Annotated in this window: 24 protein-coding genes; 14 read left to right on the top strand and 10 right to left on the bottom strand. The window is 64.8% G+C overall.

Annotated elements, in window-relative coordinates; genetic code table 11:
• Nucleotides 1-34 precede the first annotated feature (34 nt).
• Entirely contained in the window at nucleotides 35-784 is a 750-nt protein-coding gene (locus D3D01_RS08630) for a TrkA family potassium uptake protein (protein ID WP_121511911.1), read from the top strand.
• A 30-nt stretch (nucleotides 785-814) separates the two neighbouring features.
• Here D3D01_RS08630 and D3D01_RS08625 read toward each other — a convergent pair whose 3' ends face one another.
• Nucleotides 815-2,899, bottom strand: coding sequence for a (Fe-S)-binding protein (locus D3D01_RS08625; protein WP_121511910.1), 2,085 nt, complete (start codon nucleotides 2,897-2,899; stop codon nucleotides 815-817).
• Nucleotides 2,900-3,042: 143 nt separating this feature from the next.
• Between D3D01_RS08625 and D3D01_RS08620 the strand changes: the two genes are divergently transcribed.
• Entirely contained in the window at nucleotides 3,043-3,663 is a 621-nt protein-coding gene (locus D3D01_RS08620) for a conditioned medium-induced protein 4 (RefSeq protein WP_101351310.1), read from the top strand.
• A gap of 117 nt (nucleotides 3,664-3,780) precedes the next feature.
• A complete protein-coding gene (locus tag D3D01_RS08615; RefSeq protein WP_121511909.1) occupies nucleotides 3,781-4,443 on the top strand; it encodes a hypothetical protein in 663 nt (220 codons plus the stop codon).
• Between the two features lie 30 nt (nucleotides 4,444-4,473).
• Here the strand turns inward: D3D01_RS08615 and D3D01_RS08610 are convergent, their stop codons facing one another.
• Genes D3D01_RS08610 through D3D01_RS08600 form a run of 3 tightly spaced genes read right to left on the bottom strand, consistent with a single transcriptional unit; the run spans nucleotide 4,474 to nucleotide 5,848 of the window.
• The gene (locus tag D3D01_RS08610) at nucleotides 4,474-5,058 is read right to left on the bottom strand and encodes an L-threonylcarbamoyladenylate synthase (protein ID WP_121511908.1); all 585 of its coding nucleotides are present in this window, start codon (nucleotides 5,056-5,058) and stop codon (nucleotides 4,474-4,476) included.
• A gap of 2 nt (nucleotides 5,059-5,060) precedes the next feature.
• A complete protein-coding gene (locus D3D01_RS08605) occupies nucleotides 5,061-5,570 on the bottom strand; it encodes a redoxin domain-containing protein (protein WP_101351307.1) in 510 nt (169 codons plus the stop codon).
• Nucleotides 5,570-5,848, bottom strand: a complete 279-nt coding sequence (locus D3D01_RS08600; RefSeq protein ID WP_121511907.1) for a glutathione S-transferase N-terminal domain-containing protein — start codon at nucleotides 5,846-5,848, stop codon at nucleotides 5,570-5,572. Before D3D01_RS08600 ends, D3D01_RS08605 begins: the two co-directional genes overlap by 1 nt.
• A gap of 98 nt (nucleotides 5,849-5,946) precedes the next feature.
• Between D3D01_RS08600 and D3D01_RS08595 the strand changes: the two genes are divergently transcribed.
• Together D3D01_RS08595 and D3D01_RS08590 are read left to right on the top strand one after the other, a co-directional pair.
• Complete coding sequence (locus D3D01_RS08595; protein ID WP_121511906.1) at nucleotides 5,947-7,332, top strand: hemolysin family protein; 1,386 nt, start codon at nucleotides 5,947-5,949, stop codon at nucleotides 7,330-7,332.
• Between the two features lie 50 nt (nucleotides 7,333-7,382).
• Nucleotides 7,383-7,754, top strand: a complete 372-nt coding sequence (locus D3D01_RS08590; protein WP_121511905.1) for a cupin domain-containing protein — start codon at nucleotides 7,383-7,385, stop codon at nucleotides 7,752-7,754.
• 30 nt (nucleotides 7,755-7,784) lie between these two features.
• Here D3D01_RS08590 and D3D01_RS08585 read toward each other — a convergent pair whose 3' ends face one another.
• Nucleotides 7,785-7,997 carry a hypothetical protein gene (locus tag D3D01_RS08585; protein WP_121511904.1) on the bottom strand — a complete coding sequence of 71 codons (213 nt, stop codon included), beginning with the start codon at nucleotides 7,995-7,997 and terminating at the stop codon, nucleotides 7,785-7,787.
• Nucleotides 7,998-8,120: 123 nt separating this feature from the next.
• Between D3D01_RS08585 and D3D01_RS08580 the strand changes: the two genes are divergently transcribed.
• The 3 genes from D3D01_RS08580 (at nucleotide 8,121) to D3D01_RS08570 (ending at nucleotide 9,186) form a co-directional block, all read left to right on the top strand.
• Complete coding sequence (locus D3D01_RS08580) at nucleotides 8,121-8,435, top strand: hypothetical protein (protein WP_121511903.1); 315 nt, start codon at nucleotides 8,121-8,123, stop codon at nucleotides 8,433-8,435.
• 30 nt (nucleotides 8,436-8,465) lie between these two features.
• Nucleotides 8,466-8,879 carry an SRPBCC family protein gene (locus D3D01_RS08575; RefSeq protein WP_121511902.1) on the top strand — a complete coding sequence of 138 codons (414 nt, stop codon included), beginning with the start codon at nucleotides 8,466-8,468 and terminating at the stop codon, nucleotides 8,877-8,879.
• 100 nt (nucleotides 8,880-8,979) lie between these two features.
• Nucleotides 8,980-9,186, top strand: coding sequence for a hypothetical protein (locus tag D3D01_RS08570; protein ID WP_101351300.1), 207 nt, complete (start codon nucleotides 8,980-8,982; stop codon nucleotides 9,184-9,186).
• Here D3D01_RS08570 and D3D01_RS08565 read toward each other — a convergent pair.
• Nucleotides 9,183-10,451: a GTP-binding protein gene (locus D3D01_RS08565; RefSeq protein WP_121511901.1), complete on the bottom strand. Its 1,269-nt coding sequence runs from the start codon at nucleotides 10,449-10,451 to the stop codon at nucleotides 9,183-9,185. The two genes, D3D01_RS08570 and D3D01_RS08565, sit on opposite strands and share 4 nt — an antisense overlap.
• 138 nt (nucleotides 10,452-10,589) lie before the next feature.
• On the opposite strand from D3D01_RS08565, the gene D3D01_RS08560 reads away from it, so the two are divergent.
• The 3 genes from D3D01_RS08560 to D3D01_RS08550 all read left to right on the top strand — a co-directional run bounded on the left by D3D01_RS08560 (nucleotide 10,590) and on the right by D3D01_RS08550 (nucleotide 13,930).
• Entirely contained in the window at nucleotides 10,590-10,886 is a 297-nt protein-coding gene (locus tag D3D01_RS08560; RefSeq protein WP_004959670.1) for a hypothetical protein, read from the top strand.
• On the top strand, nucleotides 10,886-11,860 hold the full coding sequence (locus D3D01_RS08555; RefSeq protein WP_121511900.1) for a TRC40/GET3/ArsA family transport-energizing ATPase: 975 nt from the start codon (nucleotides 10,886-10,888) through the stop codon (nucleotides 11,858-11,860). The genes D3D01_RS08560 and D3D01_RS08555 overlap by 1 nt, the downstream gene beginning before the upstream one ends.
• A gap of 174 nt (nucleotides 11,861-12,034) precedes the next feature.
• On the top strand, nucleotides 12,035-13,930 hold the full coding sequence (locus D3D01_RS08550) for a carbon starvation protein A (RefSeq protein ID WP_121511899.1): 1,896 nt from the start codon (nucleotides 12,035-12,037) through the stop codon (nucleotides 13,928-13,930).
• Nucleotides 13,931-13,970: 40 nt separating this feature from the next.
• Here D3D01_RS08550 and D3D01_RS08545 read toward each other — a convergent pair whose 3' ends face one another.
• Both D3D01_RS08545 and D3D01_RS08540 read right to left on the bottom strand, forming a co-directional pair.
• Nucleotides 13,971-14,570: a DUF6517 family protein gene (locus D3D01_RS08545; protein WP_121511898.1), complete on the bottom strand. Its 600-nt coding sequence runs from the start codon at nucleotides 14,568-14,570 to the stop codon at nucleotides 13,971-13,973.
• Complete coding sequence (locus D3D01_RS08540) at nucleotides 14,567-15,250, bottom strand: hypothetical protein (protein ID WP_121511897.1); 684 nt, start codon at nucleotides 15,248-15,250, stop codon at nucleotides 14,567-14,569. Before D3D01_RS08540 ends, D3D01_RS08545 begins: the two co-directional genes overlap by 4 nt.
• A gap of 176 nt (nucleotides 15,251-15,426) precedes the next feature.
• Here D3D01_RS08540 and D3D01_RS08535 point away from each other — a divergent pair, with 176 nt between their 5' ends.
• The gene (locus tag D3D01_RS08535; protein WP_121511896.1) at nucleotides 15,427-15,642 is read left to right on the top strand and encodes a hypothetical protein; all 216 of its coding nucleotides are present in this window, start codon (nucleotides 15,427-15,429) and stop codon (nucleotides 15,640-15,642) included.
• 5 nt (nucleotides 15,643-15,647) lie between these two features.
• On the opposite strand, the gene D3D01_RS08530 is transcribed toward D3D01_RS08535, so the two are convergent.
• Nucleotides 15,648-16,847, bottom strand: coding sequence for an inorganic phosphate transporter (locus D3D01_RS08530; protein ID WP_121511895.1), 1,200 nt, complete (start codon nucleotides 16,845-16,847; stop codon nucleotides 15,648-15,650).
• Nucleotides 16,848-16,973: 126 nt separating this feature from the next.
• Between D3D01_RS08530 and D3D01_RS08525 the strand changes: the two genes are divergently transcribed.
• Nucleotides 16,974-17,255 carry a hypothetical protein gene (locus D3D01_RS08525; protein ID WP_121511894.1) on the top strand — a complete coding sequence of 94 codons (282 nt, stop codon included), beginning with the start codon at nucleotides 16,974-16,976 and terminating at the stop codon, nucleotides 17,253-17,255.
• A 77-nt stretch (nucleotides 17,256-17,332) separates the two neighbouring features.
• Here D3D01_RS08525 and D3D01_RS08520 read toward each other — a convergent pair whose 3' ends face one another.
• Nucleotides 17,333-18,031: a DUF5828 family protein gene (locus D3D01_RS08520; protein WP_101351291.1), complete on the bottom strand. Its 699-nt coding sequence runs from the start codon at nucleotides 18,029-18,031 to the stop codon at nucleotides 17,333-17,335.
• 254 nt (nucleotides 18,032-18,285) lie between these two features.
• Here D3D01_RS08520 and D3D01_RS08515 point away from each other — a divergent pair, with 254 nt between their 5' ends.
• Nucleotides 18,286-18,978: a type 1 glutamine amidotransferase domain-containing protein gene (locus D3D01_RS08515; RefSeq protein WP_101351290.1), complete on the top strand. Its 693-nt coding sequence runs from the start codon at nucleotides 18,286-18,288 to the stop codon at nucleotides 18,976-18,978.
• Nucleotides 18,979-19,044: the final 66 nt, after the last annotated feature.

Raw genomic sequence — 19,044 nt, 5'->3', positions numbered from 1 at the left:
CGGCGCTGTGTCGCTCCCTTCGATAGCTACAGCAATGGAACTCAGCGACAGCAGTACAGACACGGACCGGTCGTTGCTCCGGCAACTCTCGAAACCAGTTCTCGCGTTCGTCGGGCTTGTCGTCGCCGGCGTGGTCGGTTTCGTCACGTTCGGCGGGGTCGGCGTCGTCAACGCACTGTTCTGGCTCCTCGACCCCACGAGCATCGAACTCCACTTTCAGAGCCACGACGGGCCTGCGAGGCTGGTCAAAGGCTATGCCATCGTCGTACTGACTGGGCTCGTCGTCGCCGGGCTGTGGACTGGTGAGACAGCGCTGTCGGCGGCCTTCGGCGGCCAGATTCAGACGGAACTCACACGTATGCAAATCGCACAGCGAATCAAGGACCTGAACGACCACGTCGTCGTCTGTGGGTACGGGACGTTCGGACGGACCGTCGCGGAGCAGATCGGCGATACGGACACCCGAGTGGTCGTCATCGAACAGGAGGCAGAACAGTACGAGCAGGCGCTTGATGACGGCCATCTCGCGCTGGAGGCTGACGCGAGCCGCGAGGACGCACTGACAGATGCGGGCGTCAAGCGAGCCGACACCGTCATCGGTGCAATCGATGACACGAACGCAAATATTCAGATCGCGGTGCTTGCCAGCCAGCTCGCGCCTACTGTCCGGCTCATCGTCCGGGCCGGCGACCAGCAGGACGAGACCGTGGCCCGCCGCGTCGGAGCGGACGAAGTGATCATCCCTGAGGTCGTGAGCGGGAAGCAGGTCTGTGAGCGGCTGTAGCCGTCAGTGTCACCCGCCTCTGTCGCTGGCTTAGACCGCCGTATCGACTGCTTCGGCAAGGAGTTCAGTGACGCCGACGATTTCGATGTCGTCCTCGTAGCCGCCGGTTTTGCGCCCGTCTTCGTACATCGTCATGCACATCGGACAGGCGACGACGAACTTCTCGATGGCCGCGCCCGCCTCGGTGTCTTCGAGGGCCTCGCGCAGGCGTTCCTCGCTGGGTTTGCTCTCTTCTTCGAGGTCCATCCAGAGCCCGCCGCCGCCACCGCCACAACAGAATGAGTCGTCCCTGTTGCGGGGCATCTCGTGGAGGTCGGCCCCGGTGGCTCGGATGAGGTCCCGCGGGGCTTCGAACTCGCCGTTGTACCGCCCGAGGTGACAGGGGTCGTGATAGGTGACAGTGTAGTCCAGTTCGGTCCCGGAGAGGCCAAGCGCGCCGGCGCTGGCGAGGTCGGCGACGACCTGCGTGTAGTGGAACACGTCGTCTTCGCCCCATTCGCAGGTCTCGAACTCGGGGTACTCGTTCATGAACGTGTTGTAGGCGTGGGGGTCCGTCGTGACGATAGACTCGAACTCACAGTCCAGAATCGCCTCGGCGTTGTCCTCGACGAGCATCTCGTAGAGGCCTTCCTCGCCGACGCGGCGAACGTCGTTGCCGTCGGTCTGCTCGGCCTCGTAGAGGATGCCGTAGTCCACGTCGGCGGCCTCGAAGACGCGAGCCAGCGCGCGTGCTATCTTCTGGTTGCGCTCGTCGTAGCTGGGGTAGTCACCGACGTACCAGAGGTATTCCACCGGTTCGTCGCGAGCGTCTGGCACCTCGAAGTCGAGGTCCTCGATCCAGTCCGGCCGGGCGCGCTCGGGGTCGCCGAAGGTGTTGCCGTGCTGGAACACGTTCATCATCGCGTCCTGGACGTGTTCGTCCATCTCGCCGGCCTCGGTCAGCCGGCGGTTCATCTCGGTGAACTGGGTGACGTGCTCGATGTCGACCGGGCAGGCGTCCATGCAGGCCATACAGGACATGCAGGACTCCATCGTGTGAGCATCGATGACTGAAGTCCCGCCGTCGGCGATGATGGGCACGTCCTCACCACCGGCGTCGCGCTCCTCGCGGTAGCGTTTCAGGTCGAGGATGACATTCCGCGGGTCAAGCGGCCGCCCAGAAGCCTTTGCCGGGCAGACGGACGAACACCGGCCACACTTGGTGCAGGCGTCGTGGTCGAGCAGCTGTTTCCAGGAGAAGTCGTCGATGTCGCTGGGGCCGATTTCGTCCGGACTCGCGTCGCTCGGCACGCCCGGAAGTCGCACCCCGGCCTTTTCGTCTCGCGCGACAAGGTTGGCAAACGACGAGAGCATGTGGAACGGCTTCGCGTAGGGGATCCAGGCGACGAACCACAGCGCGACCAGCGAGTGGCTCCACCAGACAAAGGGGTATGCGCCCGCTGCCAGCTCCGGCGTCATCCCGGCCATGACGAGCACTTCCTTGACCGACCAGCCAACGAAGCTCACCGTCTCGAAGGAGACGTCACGGACTGTCGAGGTCCCGAGAATCCGGACGCCTTCAGTGAGGTAGCCGCCGACGCCCAGCACGAACAGCGCGCCCAGAAACAGGTCGTCCTCGCGGGAGGTGTGGCGGTCGTGGAGGCGGTCGAGTTTGCGGCCGTAGCGTCGCCACAGCGCGACACCGACGCCGACGACGAACAGTAGCCCCATCGCATCCATGACGAACGAGTAAGAGAGATAGAACTGGCCGACAAAGAAGGACTCGCCGGTCAGCGGCCGGTAGAGGTCCATGTCGATACCCAGAATCGTCGTCCCGATGAGTAGCGTCAGAAAGCCCCAGACGATGAACGCGTGCATCACGCCAGCGACGGTGTCGCGGTCCAGTTGCTTCCGATTTGACAGCGCTAACTGCGCCGCTGCAACCGTCCGCTGGGGCAAGTCGTCCAGTCGCTCGAAGGGGTCCTCGCTGCCCTGCGCATAGCGGGTGACGCGATTGTACACACCGTACAGAAAGACGATGATGGCGAGCGCTGCCAGATAGTAGAACAGCGCCTTCCCCACGTCGCCGATACGCCAGAACGTCGGGCGCGTGGTCGTCTGGAGTATAGATGACATACGCTAACACGTGCTTCGTGTCCGCTTAAATCTTGCCACGCCCCGTCGCAGTCCTGCGAGAATTTGGAAGCTGTTGAAAGTTTCACCGCGTTACGTTGCCCGTCCGACAGATATATGACTCCCGAGAGGTAGTATCATGTTCGATGGACGAGAAGACTGAAGAACTTCGTGACATCTTCATGGACGTCTCCGATGAGGGGGCTGTGACGGAGTCCCAAGAGGCGTCGAGAGGGTCCCTGGCCGACACTGACGAGGCCGGTGTCGCGGACCGACTCGGTGACATCATCGCGCGGATGCGCGAGCGGTACGAGTTCCGAACCGAACTCGTTGACGAGGAGCTAGTGACAGTGGTCCGACTGTTCTACGAGGGGAGCGACGACGCGACTATCGCGGCCGAGATCGACGCGGACGAGCCCGACGTTGTCGAGGGCCGACTGGACCTGCATCTCCTCCGCGAGGAGGACACAGAGGCACCGTTTGACCTGCCTGCGTTCCGCCGTCGCGTCGCCAACGACGACCCTTCGGTCGCCGAACTCGCGACCGAGTTCGATATCGACGAGTCCCGGGCCGCCCACTATCGGCGCGTCGTTGCCGCACAGGATGCTGCCCGCCGTGTCTCCCACCGATTCCAGAGTGAGTTCGAGGACGTGCTGACCGACGCCGGGCTGTCGACACAGCACGCCGCCGCCCTCCGCGAGGACGGCCTCGACGAGGCCACCGAGGATATCGACTCACTTGATTCCGGCGCTGACGTGTCGATGTGACTCCCTGAAATCTTCTGTAGGTGTCTCCCGTTGCGGTAGGCTGCCTCACTGTGCTGCTGTTTCACCGGCCAGCAGTGCGCCGAACCTTCTTGTGTGAACGCACGACCACGCACCTCCATGCCGACGCACACGTTCAGGGAACTGGAAACGGCCGCCTACTGCCCACGGAAGCTCTATTACCGCCGCCGCGACGGAGCGAGCGAGATTCCCGACAAAATCGAGTCGATTCGCCGGCTCGCCCGGGAGTACGAGCGACTGCTAACTGACGATGCCTCCCTGCTGGCGGCCCCCATCGAAGTGGGACCGGACGAGTATCGCGACCGGCTCAGAGCGCTTCGAGAGCGGCTTGCTGACTGGGACGCGCTGGTCGCCCCGACAGCGACCGAGGCCTATCTCGAAGGGAAGGACGCCCGCGGGATCGCACATAAGATCATCGCCGGACAGGACGGTCCCGCGCCGTCGCTCGTGTTCGCCGGTCGGCCGCCCGAAGACGGTGTCTGGGAGCCCCAGACCGTGCGGCTTGTCGCCGCCGCGAAGGCGCTCGCCTGGGAGCGCGAGCGTGACATCGACACCGCCTACGCGGAGTATCCGGCGCACGGCGTGATTCGTCGCATCGAGGTGAACGCGCGGCGGGCCGGGGTCTATCGCCGGGCAATCAGAACTGCCGACAGCATCGACGGCCCGCCGGGGCGGGTGCGAAACGACGCCAAATGCGAGCCCTGTGAGTTCAGCGACGACTGCGGGGTGAAGACGCGGTCCCTGCGGTCGATGCTACGCTAAGGAGGGCAACCGCGCGGACAGTCCCCCGTCTCAGTCTCGGTCATCGAGCCACGACTCGACAGCGTCGGCGCGTGCGCCGCGGCGATGAATCGTCCCGCTGTCGACGTTCACGACCGTCGACCCGGTCCCGCCGTCGGTCTCGCCGGCGTCGAGTACGACGGCAGCACGCTCGCGGATAGCGTCGAGGTCGCCGACGATGCGGGCGCTCAGGTTCCCGGAGATGTTAGCGCTCGTTGCCGTGAGCGGCCCGGTTTCGGCGAGGAGTTCGAGCGCGAGGTCGTGGTCGGGGATGCGGACCCCGACGCGGTCCCGGCCGGCGACCAGCACGTCCGGCACTGCGTCGCGGCGCTCGACGACGACGGTGACCGGGCCGGGAAGGAACTCGCGCATGAACGCCAGTTCACGCTCACTCAGGTCGGTGTACTCGCGTGCGGACTCGATGTCGGGGACGGCCATCGACACTGGCTTGTCGCGCTCCCGTCCCTTCGCCTCGAACACCCGCTCGACAGCAGCAGCATCGAGGGCGTCTGCGCCGAGACCGTACACTGTCTCTGTGGGATAGATGACAAGCTCCCCGTCGCGAACCGCTGCCGCGGCGTCGTCGACTGTCGTCATCGTCAGAGCTGCGCTTCGACGTCGTCGTAGTCCGGGAAGTCGGGCCAGCTCTCGGCCACCCACGCGTACTCGACGGTCCGGTCGCTATCGAGGACGAACACGGACGGGCGCGGCTCCTCGATACCGGCCATCCCGTCGAGGTCCATGTCGATACCGTACTGCTGTGCGACGCCGTTGGCCGGGTCCGAGAACAGCCGGTAGTCCCCCTCTATTTCCCGCTCTTCGAGCAACTGCTTGTGCTCGTAGGGCGTCGAGATGGAGACGCCGACGACGGTGGCCTGCTCGTGCCACGCGCGGTCGCGGATCTCGTTCCAGATGTACGTCGCCGGGAACGCCCCGTCCATCGCGTGGAACACGAGCACGACCCGGTCGCTGTCGGCACACACAGACGCGAGCGACTCGTCCTCCCAGAACTCGTCGTTGACCAGCGGGCGCGTGAAATCCGGCGCAGTGTCGCCTTCTTCGGGGTGGTCGACCGGGTCGAGGTCGACGACATCGAAGTCGAGGTCCATCAGGCTACACCCCCTGCGGTCTCATCGCCCTCGCCGTAGGTCCGCTCCAGATACGCGACGATGTTCGCGCTCTCGGACATCGTAACCCCGGTGTTCTCGTCGACGATAGCGGGCACGGTCCGCTTGCCGGACAGCCGCTTGACTACGTCGCGGTCGGCGTGCATCGGCTCGACGAACCGCGACTGGTAGTCGAGACCGTATTCGTGCAGCTTCCGGACGACGCGCTCACAGAACGGACACGCCTGCAACCGGTACAGTGTGATGTCGGACTCGCTCATACTCTGTGGGACGGTACGCGTGAAAGCCGGGTAAGGGCTTCGCTGGCGACCCCTTCATGACAAGTCTTAATCCCTGCGCATTACAACTTCGACCGTTGATGGCCCTGGATCCACCTGCGCCGTTTGAGCTGTCTACAGCGATGTTGCAGGCTATCGAATACGCCGGCGTCACGATACCCCAAACCGTGGTGCTGGTCGGTGGCACCGCCGTTATCGTCTTCCTCATCGTCCTGTCGGCGTTCTTCTCGTCCTCGGAGATCGCTATGTTCTCGCTGCCCGCACACCGGACAGAGGCTCTCGTTGAGGACGGCGTCCCGGGCGCGAGGACGCTCAAGCAACTCAAGGCGGACCCGCACCGCCTGCTCGTGACGATTCTCGTCGGGAACAACCTCGTCAACATTGCGATGTCCTCCATCGCGACCGGGCTGCTTGCACTCTATCTCTCTCAGGGGCAAGCAGTCGCCATCGCGACGTTCGGTATTACCGCCATCGTGCTCCTGTTCGGCGAGAGCGCGCCGAAGAGCTACGCCGTCGAGAACACCGAGTCGTGGGCGCTGCGCATCTCCAAACCGCTCAAGGCTGCCGAGAAGGTGCTGCTCCCGCTCATCCTGCTGTTCGACTACCTCACGCGCGTCGTCAACAAAATCACCGGGGGGCGCTCCGCCATCGAGACCTCCTACGTCACCCGCGAGGAGATACAGGACATCATCGAGACGGGTGAGCGCGAAGGCGTCCTCGACGAGGACGAACGCGAGATGCTTCAGCGCACCCTCCGATTCAACGACACCATCGCCAAGGAGGTGATGACCCCGCGGCTGGACATGACCGCTGTCGCCAAGGAGGCCTCCGTCGAGGAAGCGCTGGAGACCTGTATCCAGAGCGGCCACGCCCGCATCCCCGTCTACGAAGGGAGTCTGGACAACGTCATCGGCGTCATCCACATCCGTGACCTCGTTCGGGACCTCAACTACGGCGAGGCGCTGGCCCGCGACATGGAACTGGAGGACTTAATCGAGCCGACGCTGCACGTCCCCGAGTCGAAGAACGTCGACGACCTGCTGACCGAGATGCGGGCCGAGCGCCTGCACATGGTCATCGTCATCGACGAGTTCGGGACTACCGAGGGACTGGTGACGATGGAGGACCTGACCGAAGAAATCGTCGGCGAGATACTCGAAGGCGAGGAGGAGGAACCCATCGAGTACGTTGACGACGACACCGTGACGGTCAAAGGCGAGGTCAACATCGAGGAGGTCAACGAGGCGCTGGATCTGGACCTGCCCGAAGGCGAGGAGTTCGAGACCATCGCCGGCTTCATCTTCAACCGGGCGGGTCGACTGGTCGAGGAGGGCGAGACCATCACCTACGACGGCGTCGAGATCCGCGTCGAACAGGTCGAGAACACGCGCATCATGAAAGCTCGTGTCGTCCGCCTCGAAACCGACGCGACGGAGCCGGTCGACGCCGAAGAAGCCTCGGACTGACCCCTCTCGGCAGCAGTCGTTTTACGTCGGTCGCCGTCGACAGGGCTGACATGGGCTATCACCATCTCGCGGTCGACGACATCGAACCGACACCGGACCGGCCGAGCACCCAGCGCTCGCTCAGCGACGCCGCAGACCTCGAAAACGCGGCCGTGAACCTCTACGAGGTCGCCCCCGGCGAGGACATCCCGCTCGCGTACCACTACCACGACGACCAGGAAGAACTGTTCTACGTCCTCTCGGGAACGCTGGCTGTCGAGACGCCCGAGCAGACCTACGACGTCGACGAAGACGAGGCGTTCGTCGTTGAACCGGACAGCCCCCAGCGGGCGCACAACCCTGAATCGGCGACCGAACCCGCCCGGACACTCGTCGTCGGCGCGCCTGCGGTGGACGACGTCCACCCCTACGACCCCGAGTAAGCCGAGCGCCGCGGTCGCTCCGCCAGACCGCTACTGGAGGGTGATGGCGTACGTCAGCGCGAACAGGAGTATCGCGCCGGTCGCGACGTTGATGGCCGTCAACTCCGCCGCGCCGATGACGCTCAGCCCCCAGACGATAGTGGCCGCAAACATCGTCGAGAGCACGACGTTCATCGCGATGAGTACCCGCGGGTCTCCCTGTGACCCGCTTGCGCCCTCTTCGAACCCGTTCGCGTCGCTCATGCCCACGAACACGGACGGGACGCCCCTTAGCTCTTTGGCAGTGGTCGGTGTGTTCGCTCCGCTCGCCCTAACCGGGCGCGGCCGAGTCGCGCAACTAAACACATTCGGGACCGAACACGAAATATGCCCGTTCAAAACCGTCACGGGGACCCGGTCGACCCGGTTCCGTTTCTCGTCTGCACCGCGACGGCGGTGATGCTCCTGTTCTCCGTCGGCCCGCTGTACGGCCTCGCCTACGGACTTTCCGTCTGGGCCGGCCTGACCGTTTCGACAGCTGGGACTGTCGCTGTCGCCGCCGTTTCCTACCACCGGCTGGTCTGGACTGCGCCGCCGCCCTCGGTACAGATCGCCCCGGAGCTTCGCTTTCAGCGCCTCGTCTACATCGGCGTCGGCTTCGCCGTCCTGTTGCTCGCCGTCTCCGTCCCGCTGGCCCTGTGATTTACCACCCCGGTACGCATGTGAACTGGTATGCGCGAGGTCGAACGCTCTCGGTTCGTGATGGCGCGGCCGCCGGCTGTCCACCGCACGCTCTCCCCGGAGGCAGTTGTCGCGGCCGAGGGGACGTTCACGGTGTCGGCCGTCGAGGAGGCCGACACGGGCACGGTGGTCACCGCCGCCGGCCCGGGGATGTCGGTGCCGCTCCGGTTTGAGACCCGGGACGACGGGCTCCGGTACACCGTCGAGGGCGAGGTCGGCCCGTTCGACCACCTGGAGACAGAACTCACGGTCACGCCGGAAGAGAACGGGTCCCGGCTCACGATGCGCTCGACCGTCTCGCTGAACCTGCCGCTCCCCTTCGCCGACCGCATCGCCGCCTGGAAGCGCGGCAACGAACTGGAACGAGCGCTCGACGAACTGGCGGCCGACGTGCCCGGGGGCTGAAGGCGTCGATAGCGTCACTGTCCGGCCGGGCCATTGGTGTCCGTGAGACGACTGTGCACAACCACGATACGTTTAGTAGCTGTAATCTCAATGTACGATCATGAGCATCCTCGACAGCGTCAAGGAGGCACTCACGTCACAGCCCGAGGCGAAGTCTCGCCCCGACGACGGCTCACAGGGCGCGTACTGGTGTGACGACTGCGGCGTCCGCATCAGAGATGTCGAACTGGAGGGCGAGGCCGTCTGTCCGGACTGTGGCGAAGAGATGCGCTTCGAGCGGTCGGCTGGTCGTGACTGTGCCTGTTAGGGGCTCCGAACCACCGTCTCCTCGCCCTGTTCCGCCGGGAACGGCCCCGTAGACGGGTCGCCGTCACCCCACTCCTCGTCAGTGACGAGTGCGTCGTCGAGCGCCGACCGGAGGCCGTCTTCGTCGTAGTCCGTCCCGATGAACACCAGTTCCGTCCGACGGTCCCCGTGTTCGTCGTGCCAGTCGAGGTCCGGCCGGTTCGAGCGGTACATGTCCCGCTCGATGTCGGGGAGGCTCGCAATCCAGGGACCCTGGGCCTCGGCCCGTATTGACGGGCCGGCCTGCCCGACGACGACGCGGCAGTCGGTGCCCGCCAGCCAGACGGTCCCCTTCGAGCGGACGACGCTCGCCGGCAGGTCCCGCAGCGCCTCGGCGAGCCGCTCGGGGTGGAACGGCCGGCGGCGGCGGTAGGTGAAGGAGGTGACGCCGTACACCTCCTCGGGGTGGTGGTGGTCGTGGCCGTCCTCCTCGTGTGTGGCGTCGCCGTGGCTGTGCCCGTCCTCGGCCAGCGCCCGCTTCCAGCCCGGCAGGTCGGCAATCTTGTCGGGGTTGAACAGCCCACGGTCGAACAGCCGGTCGGGGTCGACCTGTGAGAAGGTCGTCCGGACCGTCTCGGCGTCGGGCTGGAGCGCCCCAACCAGTTCCTCGGCCTCGTCGAGTTCCGCGTCGGAACAGAGGTCCGCCTTGTTCAACACGACGAGGTTCGAGAGTTCGACCTGCTCGACCATCAAATCCGAGAGCGGACGGTCGCCGTCGGCGGCCGCCGGGTCGCCGCCGCCCGCGTCGGCCTCGTCTGCATCCCCGTCCGTTGTGCCGGCCCCCCGCCGCTCCGGCGTCTCGCCGGCGAAGGCGTCGAGGAACAGCCTGGTGTCGAGCACCGTCACGAGCGTGTCGACCCGATAGAGCGCCGCTACTCGCGACTCGGTGGTGAACAGCCGCGCGACGGGTGCCGGCTCGGAGATGCCCGACGACTCGACGACCAGCGCGTCGAAGTCCCGGTCGTTCGCCAGCCGGACCACCGCCGTTTCGAGGTCGTCCTGTAGCTCACAGCAGATACAGCCGTTCGACAGTTCGGCGACGCCGTCGTCCACGTCGAGTTCGGACCCCTCGGCGATGAGTTCGGCGTCGACGTTGACCGTCCCCATGTCGTTGATGAGGACGGCGATGTCGCGGTCGCCGGCTTCTGTCAGCAGGTGGTTCAGCAGTGTCGTCTTCCCGGCTCCGAGGCTGCCGGAGAGAATCGTGACGGGGATGGTGTCGCGCATACCCTCCGTTGTGGACCGGCTCCCTTCAAATCGCGCCTCGCTTCCGGCGGCCGGACACGACCGCTCCCGGCGCGTGGGCGCTGCCGACGGGGAACTGCGACAGGTTTTACTCCGTGCCTCTCGCACACACCACCCACGATGGAACTGGCCGACCGAATCGAGCGCTTCCGCCGGACGTTACGGGAGTGGGCGCGCGGGCTGTACCACGGCATGATAACGCACCCGGCCTACGAGAAAATCGAGAAGGAGGCCGAGGACATCGAGGACGCGTTCATGCTGGCCTGTTTCCCCGACGCCTTCGGCATTCCGTCGCCGGTGTCGTACTACACCGCCGAACTGCTGCCCTATCTCGAAGACACCTTCGAGGCCTGGGAGCGGCGGCTGTGGGACCGCGGGTCGTACATCGAACGCAAGGGCCAGCAGTACCACTTCTGATGGAGCCGTTCGTCTTCTTCGGCGGCAAGGGCGGGGTCGGCAAGACCACCGTCTCCTGTGCCTACGGCGTCAAGTCCACGCGGGCGGGCTTGGACACGCTCGTCGTCTCGACGGACCCGGCCCACTCTGTCACCGACGTGTTCGACCAGGAGTTCGGCGACGAGCCGGCCCCCGTCGCGGGCGTCGACGGCCTCGACGCGATGGAAATCGACCCCGAGACCGAGAGCCAGCGCCACCTCGACAGCATCCGCAACGACCTCTCCGAGCAGGTGTCGGCGGCGATGGTCAATGAGATAAACCAGCAACTGGAGATGGCCCATCAGACCCCCGGGGCCTACGAGTCGGCGCTGTTCGACCGCTTCGTCGACGTGATGCGCAACGCCGACCCGTACGACCGGGTGGTCTTCGACACGTCGCCGACCGGCAGCACGCTCCGGCTGCTCGGCCTGCCGGAGTTCCTCGAAGGATGGATCGACCGGCTGATGCACAAACGCGAGAAGAGCATCGACCTCTTCGAGAAGGCCGCTATCGGGAACAACGAGCCCCGGCGCGTGATGGACGGCGACCCGGTGCTGGCCCGCCTGCAGGACCGCAAGGAGTTCTTCGAGTTCGCCGGCGGCGCGCTCCAGGCCGACGCCGCCTTCTTCCTCGTGCTCAACCCCGACCAGCTCTCGGTCAACGAGACGCGGCGCGCCATCGCCGAGATGGGAGAGCGTGACCTCTCGGTTCGGGGCCTCGTCGCGAACAAGCTCACGCCCGAGCCGGAGCCCCACGAGGACGGCCGCGGGGCCCGGTATCTCCGGGACCGCGTCGCCACCGAAAACGAGCGGCTACAGGAGGTCCGCGAAACGCTCGACCCGCCGCTGATCGCGGAAATCACGACCCGCACGGCGGAGGTGAAAGGCGACCTGCTCGACGACGTTGCCGCCGAACTCGACGTCGCCACGAGCGCCGAGGCACCGACGTTCGTCTGAGCTACCGGCCGCCGCTCATGTGCGAGCCGCGCATAACCGATAAGTAATCAGATACGGGGTTCCTCTCTGAGGGTCGAGACAGTGTGACCGAGTAGATTCTGAAGGACTTGAGAAGTATAAGAAATATATAATAACTATTAATAGCTTGATGTTGGTTACCATTCATGCACATACATGACACAGGTAATCTGGATCGTACTGGCTGTACTAACGACGTTCAGTATCGGCTATCTAGGGTATTCGAAGTACCTCTCGCGGTTCCTCGAACTCGACAACGAGAACGAGACACCGGCGCATAAATACGAAGACGGACAGGAATACGTGCCGTCGAAGAAACCCGTACTGCTGGGTCACCACTACTCCAGTATCGCAGGTGGGGCACCGATTGTCGGACCGATTACAGCAGGCGCTGTGTGGGGGTGGGTTCCCGCACTCCTGTGGATTGCCATCGGTAATCCGCTGATGGGAAGCGTCCATGATTTTGTCTCGCTGTCGGGCTCGCTCAGACACGAAGGGAAATCAATCGGGTACATCATCGGCGAATACATCGGTGAGGGCGGCAAGAACATGTTGCTATGGTTCGCGTTCCTCACCATCATCCTCGTCGTCGCGGTGTTCGCGCTGGTGGTCGCCATCGTGTTCGATGCGTTCCCACAGGTGACGACCGCGAGCTTCGTCTACATCGTACTGGCGCTGGTGTTCGGTGTGTACCTGTATCAACTGAATGGACCGTTCCTCCCGGGAACAGTTCTGTTCGTCGCTGGCGTGTTCGCCGGCGTGTACGCGGGCATTCAGTACCCGTTCGCACTGTTCCCGGCCGTCGGCGACGCGAGCTACCCCGCAGGCACGCTCGTGCTCGCGGACGTGCTGAACCTCGGCAGTGGACAGTGGATTCCCGGCTCCTCTGCGACGGCGATGAACCCCAATCGCGCGGCGTGGGTGCCGATAATCATGGTGTACGCGGGCATTGCGAGCGCGCTTCCGGTGTGGGTGCTGCTCCAGCCGCGTGACTACCTGTCGTCGTTCCTGCTGTACGCCGGCGTCGGCGGCTCGCTGGTCGCCGTCATCGTCGGCACGATTTTCGGCACGGCTGCGACCGAGAGCGGCTCGCTGGTCATTGCGGACTCGATGGGTGCGTTCAACGGCTTCTGGGGTGTCGAGGGCGCTGGCCTCGCACCGCTGTTCCCGCTGCTGTTCATTACTATCGCCTGTGGGACGATCAGTGGCTTCCACTCGCTGGTGTCCTCCGGGACGACGGCCAAGCAGTTGAACAAGGAGACCGACGCCCGCCTCATCGGATACGGCGGGATGCTCGGCGAGGGACTGCTGGCCGCCGTGGCACTGTCGACGCTGGCCGTGGCCGGCTTCGCCGACCCCGCCGGTGGTATCGGTGCCGCGCTCCCGAACTTCGCGACCGGTGGCGGCATCATCTTCACCAGTCTCGGTATCCCTCAAAACTTCGGCGCGCCGTTCATGGCGCTTGTGCTGGTGAGCTTCCTGCTGACCTCGACGGACACGGCCGTCCGACTCGGCCGATACATGATGGAAGAGATCGTCGGCCTCGAAGCGGGACAGACCTCGTCCGGCTTCGACGTCGGCGGCGGGATCCGTTCGACGCTCGGCGAGATCGGCCGCGGCCGCTACACGAACCCGCTCGTCCAGGCTATCCCGGCCTACCTGATGGTCATCTCCGGCGAGTGGCTTACGCTGTGGGCCCTGTTCGGCGGCGCGAACCAGCTGCTCGCGGCGCTGGCGCTGCTGACTGCGACGGTCTGGCTCGCTAACTGGGACGACAGCAAGCAGCTGTACTCCACGGGCGTCCCGATGGCGATCATGACGACAATTACCATTCTGGGGCTGTCTTGGCTGGCGTTCTACAGTAACCTCTACCAGAACCTCATCCAGGGCGGTGCCGAGGGCATTGCGGCGATTGCCTCCTCAGTCGTCCAGATGGTGCTTGCGTTAGTGCTTATCAGCCTCGCGCTGGCGCTGGTCAAGAAAGGGTACGATAACATCAGCACGGTCCGTGACCGTGGTCGCGCCGGCGCGGTTGAGCCGGGCGACGACTGATCGCGACGATTTCTCCGTTTTTCACCGTCGGAAGCGGCAGCTACGCGTCCCGCGTGACCGCGCCGAACGGCGGCACGGTGTCGTCCGGGGCAGTCGCTATCGCCGTCACCGAGTCCTCACCGGCGCGGACACGAACCCGGGCGAGGTCCCGCTCGTTGCCGTTGATCGTTGCCCTCGCTGCCATCCGTGTCGTTTCGGTCCCGAGAAGCGTCGCCGAGCCGCTTTCGCGCCACTCCGAAACGGCGTCTACATCGGCATCGGCCGCGAGCCCGACGACCCGGGCGTCGTCCACCGCCGTCAGCGGGTCGCGGACGACCTCGGGCTGGTCGACGACTTGCACGGCTGGGGCGGTCAGCAGCCCGAACCGCGCCCCGCTCGTCGACTCGTACACGCGCTGGAACACCGTCGCGATGACGTCCTGTCGCGATGTTAGCTCCACGTCGCCGGAGAAATTGACTGTCACCGTCGTCTCGATGGTGGGCGCGTCCTCGGCAACGAGCGAGTAGTCGCTGGAGCCGGGGAGCACCGCCGGCGCGGTCGCGCTTGCCTCGATGGGCTCGCTCTCCTCTGGCAGGACGCTACAGCCTGCCAGCGTGGCCGTACAGGCGACGACGAAACCGCGCCGGGTGGGCGGCGTCATTTCCAGAATCGCTTGGCGAGCCGCGACAGCACCCCTTCCTCGGGCTGAGTCACGTCTTCCCAGAGGACGAACGCTTCGACCACGTCGGCGGCCTCGCCGGCGACGGCTACCTGCTCGTCCGGAACGACGACGCCAAGATTGACCTCGTAATGGCCGTAGTAGCCGTACTTCAACAGCGTGCGCTCGCGCTGGCCCTCGACAAACGACCGGACTTCCTCGGGCAGTTCGTCAGCGACGAGGACGAACGTGAAGTCGGTGCGGTAGTGCTCCTCGTTGGCTGTCACGCGCTCGTCGGCCAGGTCGTGGCCGAGTTCGACCAGTCGCTTCAGTTCGCCGACCGTCGGCCGGGTGACGCGGCGAGCGTAGAGGAACTCCTCTGACTCGTGGTCGCCGTAGGACAGCGCCGGGTGGAAGAACTGCTTCTGATTGAGGACTCGCATCTCGCCGTAGAGGTCCCAGCGCTCGCCCCGGAGCCGGTGGTCCCGTTCAAGCGTGTAGTTGTACATCAGGCGGTCGCCCACCCGGTCGAAGTAGGGGTCGTCCGTCCAGTGTGGGACTTCCTCGACGATTTCGTCGGGAAGCTCTGATTTTGGGACTGCACCAGTCATGGGGTCTTCCCAGTTCTCCGCGCCATAGTCGGTCGGGTCCTCACCGGACCCGGACTCGGATCCCTCGCTCATTGTGGTGAGTCGCGTGGGCGCTCAGTTCGTACTGGTCCCCTGCCGCGGTAGGTCATACCATGGCGATGCCGTGTCGGGGTCTTAAGCGCGTCGGTCAGCCGGCGGTCATCCATGGGCTGTACACGACCGCCGCGGCAGGCTTTTTATGCTGGGTTCCAAACTAATCACTAACAATCATGGCGAAAGACACTGAGGCCTGTGGCCGGTGCTCGATGAGTGTCGTCGTTGACGCCGTCGACGAGAACGAGGGCGAAAAACCCCACGACCCCTTCGGCGACGACCGCATCGAAGTCGACCAGCGAGACATTGAGCGCGTCTCACCAGAGGCTTGGATGGGGCGGCTCTCGACCCGCATCAACGAAGCTGTGAGTCGCTACGTCTGGGGTCGCTAACCGAGTCACAGCGTCGCGCTGATGACCCAGAAGAGTCCGTAGCTCAGCGCGAACGCTAGCGCCAGCGAGCCGACCCAGGCAAGCACCGTTTTCCCCATCTTCTCCCGACTGACTTCGCCGCCGCCGGCGGCCGCCCCGGAGCCGACGATGGCGGAGACGATGATCTCGTTGAACGACACCGGAATACCGAAGAAAACGGCCGCCTGTGCGATGATGAAGCTCGGAATCAACGCGCCGATAGAACGCCGCGGCCCGAGCGAGGAGTAGTCCTGTGCAAGCGCCTTTATCATCCGTGGCGCGCCAGTCCACGAGCCGACGAGGAGGCCGAGCCCGCCGAACAGCAGGACCCCGGTGATAGGGATAGCCGCCGTCGGCCCCTCGCCGAGCAAGGGCACCAGCGGCCCCAGCGCCAGCCCGACCTGGCTTCCGCCAGCGGAGAAGGCTACGAGACCGCCCATCACCAGCAGAAAGTGTCGCTGCCCTGCGTCTGCATCCGCTCTGATATCTAGATACAGCAGACCTCCTGCGAGCACTCCGATAAGGAGCGTGACGGCGACCATCGACGGGACCATCGGTGTCCCGGCCGCTCGCGCGACGGCACGGGCGACCGACGCCTGCTCGCTACCCGGTGCCAGCAGCACGAACTCGATGTTCGCCAGAATCACACCGACCAGCCCGCCAAGCAGCGGCACGAGTCGCTCCTCGGTAGTGGACTCGTGCCGGAGCGACCACGCCGTTCCGAAGGCGATGCCCCCGCCGACGAAGGGCGTCAGGACCCACAGCGAGACGATCTCGATGTACTTAGCTGTCGCCGGCTGGCCGCCCATCGCCAGCCCGACACCGACGACTGCGCCGGTGACGGTAAACGCTGTTGCGATAGGGTAGCCGGTGAAGATGCCGACGCCGACCAGCACTGCCGCGGTCAGCAGTGCGACGATAGCGGCGATGGCTGACAGGCCGCCGCCACTCGGGAACAGCACGAGTTCGCTCCCGACGGCTTCTGTGACGTTGGCCCCCTGCAGGACTGCGCCGGCCAGCCCGAGGATGCCCACGAAAAACCCGGCCCGCATCACCGAAATCGCGTTCGCACCGACGGCCGGCGCGAACGGAGTGGACCCGGACGACCCGGCACCGATGGCCCAGGCCATGAACAAACTCGCGGCTGACGCGATAACAAGCGTCGCAATCGTACTCGTCGCGACCATCTGTCACGGCGTTTGCCCCGCCCTGCAATGAGCCTACCGTTCGCGCGCCCTTGTGAGGCCGATTATCGACTTGGGCGCGGGCGTCACGGGCAAACGTTCAGGTGGCAGTGCGTAGTTCAATCTCGCATGTCCGCCACTGACGAGACGGTCCGCGTCTGGCTGGTCGAACGCACCTACTCCGACGACGAGCAGAACCTCATCATCCTCACGTACGCGACGCCTGATGGCGAACAGTACTTCCGCAAAGAACGCGCGCTGACCTCGTTTTCGGACGTGCGGGAGACGACGGCCGCCGTCGATGCCGACCCGGACAACCTCGGGTCTGTCGACGACCCGGACCTGCAGGCGCAGTACGCGGCCGAAGCGACGCGGATGGCCGAACAGCACGACCCCGGCGACGCTATCTAAGCGTCTGTACGGCGACGCTCGCCTTTGCCCGTCTGTCTCTCGGACGCAAAATCGATGCCGCTCACCCGGCGGCGTGCTCAGTTCGTCTTCGCATCGGTCTCTTCCCCGGGCTCTGTCGCGTCCACACCCTCCGCGGCCTCGACGGCCTCGGTGACTTTTTCGGTGTCGACGTGCCAGCGGTCGACGGCCTGTTCGAAGTCGGCGAGCTTGTTCGAGACGCGCATCTTCAGGTCGTCGTCGTTGACGTTGACCTCGAAGACGTACTCGGGGCGTTCCTCGTCGCCGACGCGACGGAGGTTCGCGCTGATGAGGTCGTTGTCGAAGTAATAGGGTGCGATCTGGGTCATCACGTTGCGGTAGACGGTGTCCTCGACCTTTCGCAGGGCTTTCCGGCTGGCGGAGTCAGCCGCGCGCGCCACGTAGTCGACGGACTCGCTCCAGCGCTCCATCGCCTCGTCGGGTTCGTCGAGGTTCTCGTAGGACTCGCTGAGCTTTTCGCCGGCGGTCTGGAGGTCCTCGTCCGGCCCCTTGCCGGCCTGTTCACCCTTGCCCTCGTCGACACTCGCCTGGTCAGCGGTCTTCTCGTTGACGTCCTCGTCCAGTCGCTCGTGGCTTTTCGGTCGCCACTCGTCGAACTCACTGAGGGCGTCGCTGTCGACATCCTCGTCCGAAGCGATATCTTTCAGCGCCTGCGTGATGCGCTCGCCGTGCTCGACGATGTCGACCCAGCCGCCTTTCGTCTTGAATCCTGAAACGCTCTCTTCGATGTCTGCCATGGTATAATAGATCGGTCTATGACAGCCGCGGAACCTGCTGTAATGGGCTGTCCATCTGTACACGCCGAGTTGCTGCTCAGTGAGGTTAAACGTTTCCGCTGTAACGGTGTCGTCGGTATTCGTCCAGCGAAATCACTGCCGCCCTTCGACAGCGACGCGGTGTGTCCGGGTCCTGCGAAGCGACCTGCCTGCTCGCTCCGCTTCGCTCAACACCGAACGGCCGCTTATAAGGATTGCACGCGAACAGTAGTCCGATGCCATCCGCACTATTTGTCGTAAGCGAACACGGCTACTGGGGCGAAGAATGTATCGAGCCACTGACGACCCTCACAGAGGCCGGTCTGGATATCACGGTGGCGACACCGACCGGCGAGCCGCCGGTGCTTGACGAACGCTCTGTCGACCCCGACGAAGTCGGCGAAGACCTCTCGGAACACGTTCGTAAGGTCCATGAGACTGACGAGCGCCTGAACAACCCGATTCCGCTGGCACAGGCCGATGCCGACGACTACGACACTGTTGTGTTCCCCGGTGGTCACGGCGCTGAGTGGGATATCACACAAGACACGCACGCCCGTGAACTGCTGCGTGAGAGCGTCGCTGGCGACGACGGAAAGGCCCTCGTCGTCTGTCACACGGTCGGGATTCTGGCCTTTACTCGCGACAGCGACGGCGAGTTCCTCGTCGACGGCCGTTCGGTCACCGGCTTCCCGAACGCCTGGGAGGAGGGCATCGTCGACGAGAACGACCTGCTCCCCGACGGCCGGAAGCTCCCGTACTGGGTCGAAGACGAGGTGAAGGCCGCCGGCGCAGACTGGGACGCAGAACTCGACGCCGACACCAGCGTGACCGTCGATGGCGACCTCATCACAGCTCGTGGCCCACCGTCCTCGAGCGAGGCCGCCCGGACGCTGCTCGACGAACTCGGCATCGAGACGTCCGCGTAACGAGTCCTGACGTGGCAGGTTTCTGTTGAAACATAGGTAGCACTGAAATTATTGGAAAATATGACA

Origin of the sequence: Haloarcula sp. Atlit-7R, assembly GCF_003666065.1 — an archaeon.
GTDB lineage: Archaea > Halobacteriota > Halobacteria > Halobacteriales > Haloarculaceae > Haloarcula > Haloarcula taiwanensis.
This window is presented reverse-complemented; position numbering and strand designations above follow the sequence as displayed.

What these genes read in the sequence shown, in the direction of transcription:
- D3D01_RS08520 (WP_101351291.1), bottom strand. Translation starts at nt 18,031, where the DNA reads ATGGCAGACATCGAAGAGAGCGTTTCAGGATTCAAGACGAAAGGCGGC.
- D3D01_RS08580 (WP_121511903.1), top strand. Translation starts at nt 8,121, where the DNA reads ATGCCCGTTCAAAACCGTCACGGGGACCCGGTCGACCCGGTTCCGTTT.
- D3D01_RS08545 (WP_121511898.1), bottom strand. Translation starts at nt 14,570, where the DNA reads ATGACGCCGCCCACCCGGCGCGGTTTCGTCGTCGCCTGTACGGCCACG.
- D3D01_RS08560 (WP_004959670.1), top strand. Translation starts at nt 10,590, where the DNA reads ATGGAACTGGCCGACCGAATCGAGCGCTTCCGCCGGACGTTACGGGAG.
- D3D01_RS08570 (WP_101351300.1), top strand. Translation starts at nt 8,980, where the DNA reads ATGAGCATCCTCGACAGCGTCAAGGAGGCACTCACGTCACAGCCCGAG.
- D3D01_RS08530 (WP_121511895.1), bottom strand. Translation starts at nt 16,847, where the DNA reads ATGGTCGCGACGAGTACGATTGCGACGCTTGTTATCGCGTCAGCCGCG.
- D3D01_RS08590 (WP_121511905.1), top strand. Translation starts at nt 7,383, where the DNA reads ATGGGCTATCACCATCTCGCGGTCGACGACATCGAACCGACACCGGAC.
- D3D01_RS08575 (WP_121511902.1), top strand. Translation starts at nt 8,466, where the DNA reads ATGCGCGAGGTCGAACGCTCTCGGTTCGTGATGGCGCGGCCGCCGGCT.
- D3D01_RS08550 (WP_121511899.1), top strand. Translation starts at nt 12,035, where the DNA reads ATGACACAGGTAATCTGGATCGTACTGGCTGTACTAACGACGTTCAGT.
- D3D01_RS08585 (WP_121511904.1), bottom strand. Translation starts at nt 7,997, where the DNA reads ATGAGCGACGCGAACGGGTTCGAAGAGGGCGCAAGCGGGTCACAGGGA.
- D3D01_RS08525 (WP_121511894.1), top strand. Translation starts at nt 16,974, where the DNA reads ATGTCCGCCACTGACGAGACGGTCCGCGTCTGGCTGGTCGAACGCACC.
- D3D01_RS08630 (WP_121511911.1), top strand. Translation starts at nt 35, where the DNA reads ATGGAACTCAGCGACAGCAGTACAGACACGGACCGGTCGTTGCTCCGG.
- D3D01_RS08515 (WP_101351290.1), top strand. Translation starts at nt 18,286, where the DNA reads ATGCCATCCGCACTATTTGTCGTAAGCGAACACGGCTACTGGGGCGAA.
- D3D01_RS08605 (WP_101351307.1), bottom strand. Translation starts at nt 5,570, where the DNA reads ATGGACCTCGACTTCGATGTCGTCGACCTCGACCCGGTCGACCACCCC.
- D3D01_RS08610 (WP_121511908.1), bottom strand. Translation starts at nt 5,058, where the DNA reads ATGACGACAGTCGACGACGCCGCGGCAGCGGTTCGCGACGGGGAGCTT.
- D3D01_RS08600 (WP_121511907.1), bottom strand. Translation starts at nt 5,848, where the DNA reads ATGAGCGAGTCCGACATCACACTGTACCGGTTGCAGGCGTGTCCGTTC.
- D3D01_RS08540 (WP_121511897.1), bottom strand. Translation starts at nt 15,250, where the DNA reads ATGAGCGAGGGATCCGAGTCCGGGTCCGGTGAGGACCCGACCGACTAT.
- D3D01_RS08615 (WP_121511909.1), top strand. Translation starts at nt 3,781, where the DNA reads ATGCCGACGCACACGTTCAGGGAACTGGAAACGGCCGCCTACTGCCCA.
- D3D01_RS08595 (WP_121511906.1), top strand. Translation starts at nt 5,947, where the DNA reads ATGGCCCTGGATCCACCTGCGCCGTTTGAGCTGTCTACAGCGATGTTG.
- D3D01_RS08535 (WP_121511896.1), top strand. Translation starts at nt 15,427, where the DNA reads ATGGCGAAAGACACTGAGGCCTGTGGCCGGTGCTCGATGAGTGTCGTC.
- D3D01_RS08620 (WP_101351310.1), top strand. Translation starts at nt 3,043, where the DNA reads ATGGACGAGAAGACTGAAGAACTTCGTGACATCTTCATGGACGTCTCC.
- D3D01_RS08565 (WP_121511901.1), bottom strand. Translation starts at nt 10,451, where the DNA reads ATGCGCGACACCATCCCCGTCACGATTCTCTCCGGCAGCCTCGGAGCC.
- D3D01_RS08555 (WP_121511900.1), top strand. Translation starts at nt 10,886, where the DNA reads ATGGAGCCGTTCGTCTTCTTCGGCGGCAAGGGCGGGGTCGGCAAGACC.
- D3D01_RS08625 (WP_121511910.1), bottom strand. Translation starts at nt 2,899, where the DNA reads ATGTCATCTATACTCCAGACGACCACGCGCCCGACGTTCTGGCGTATC.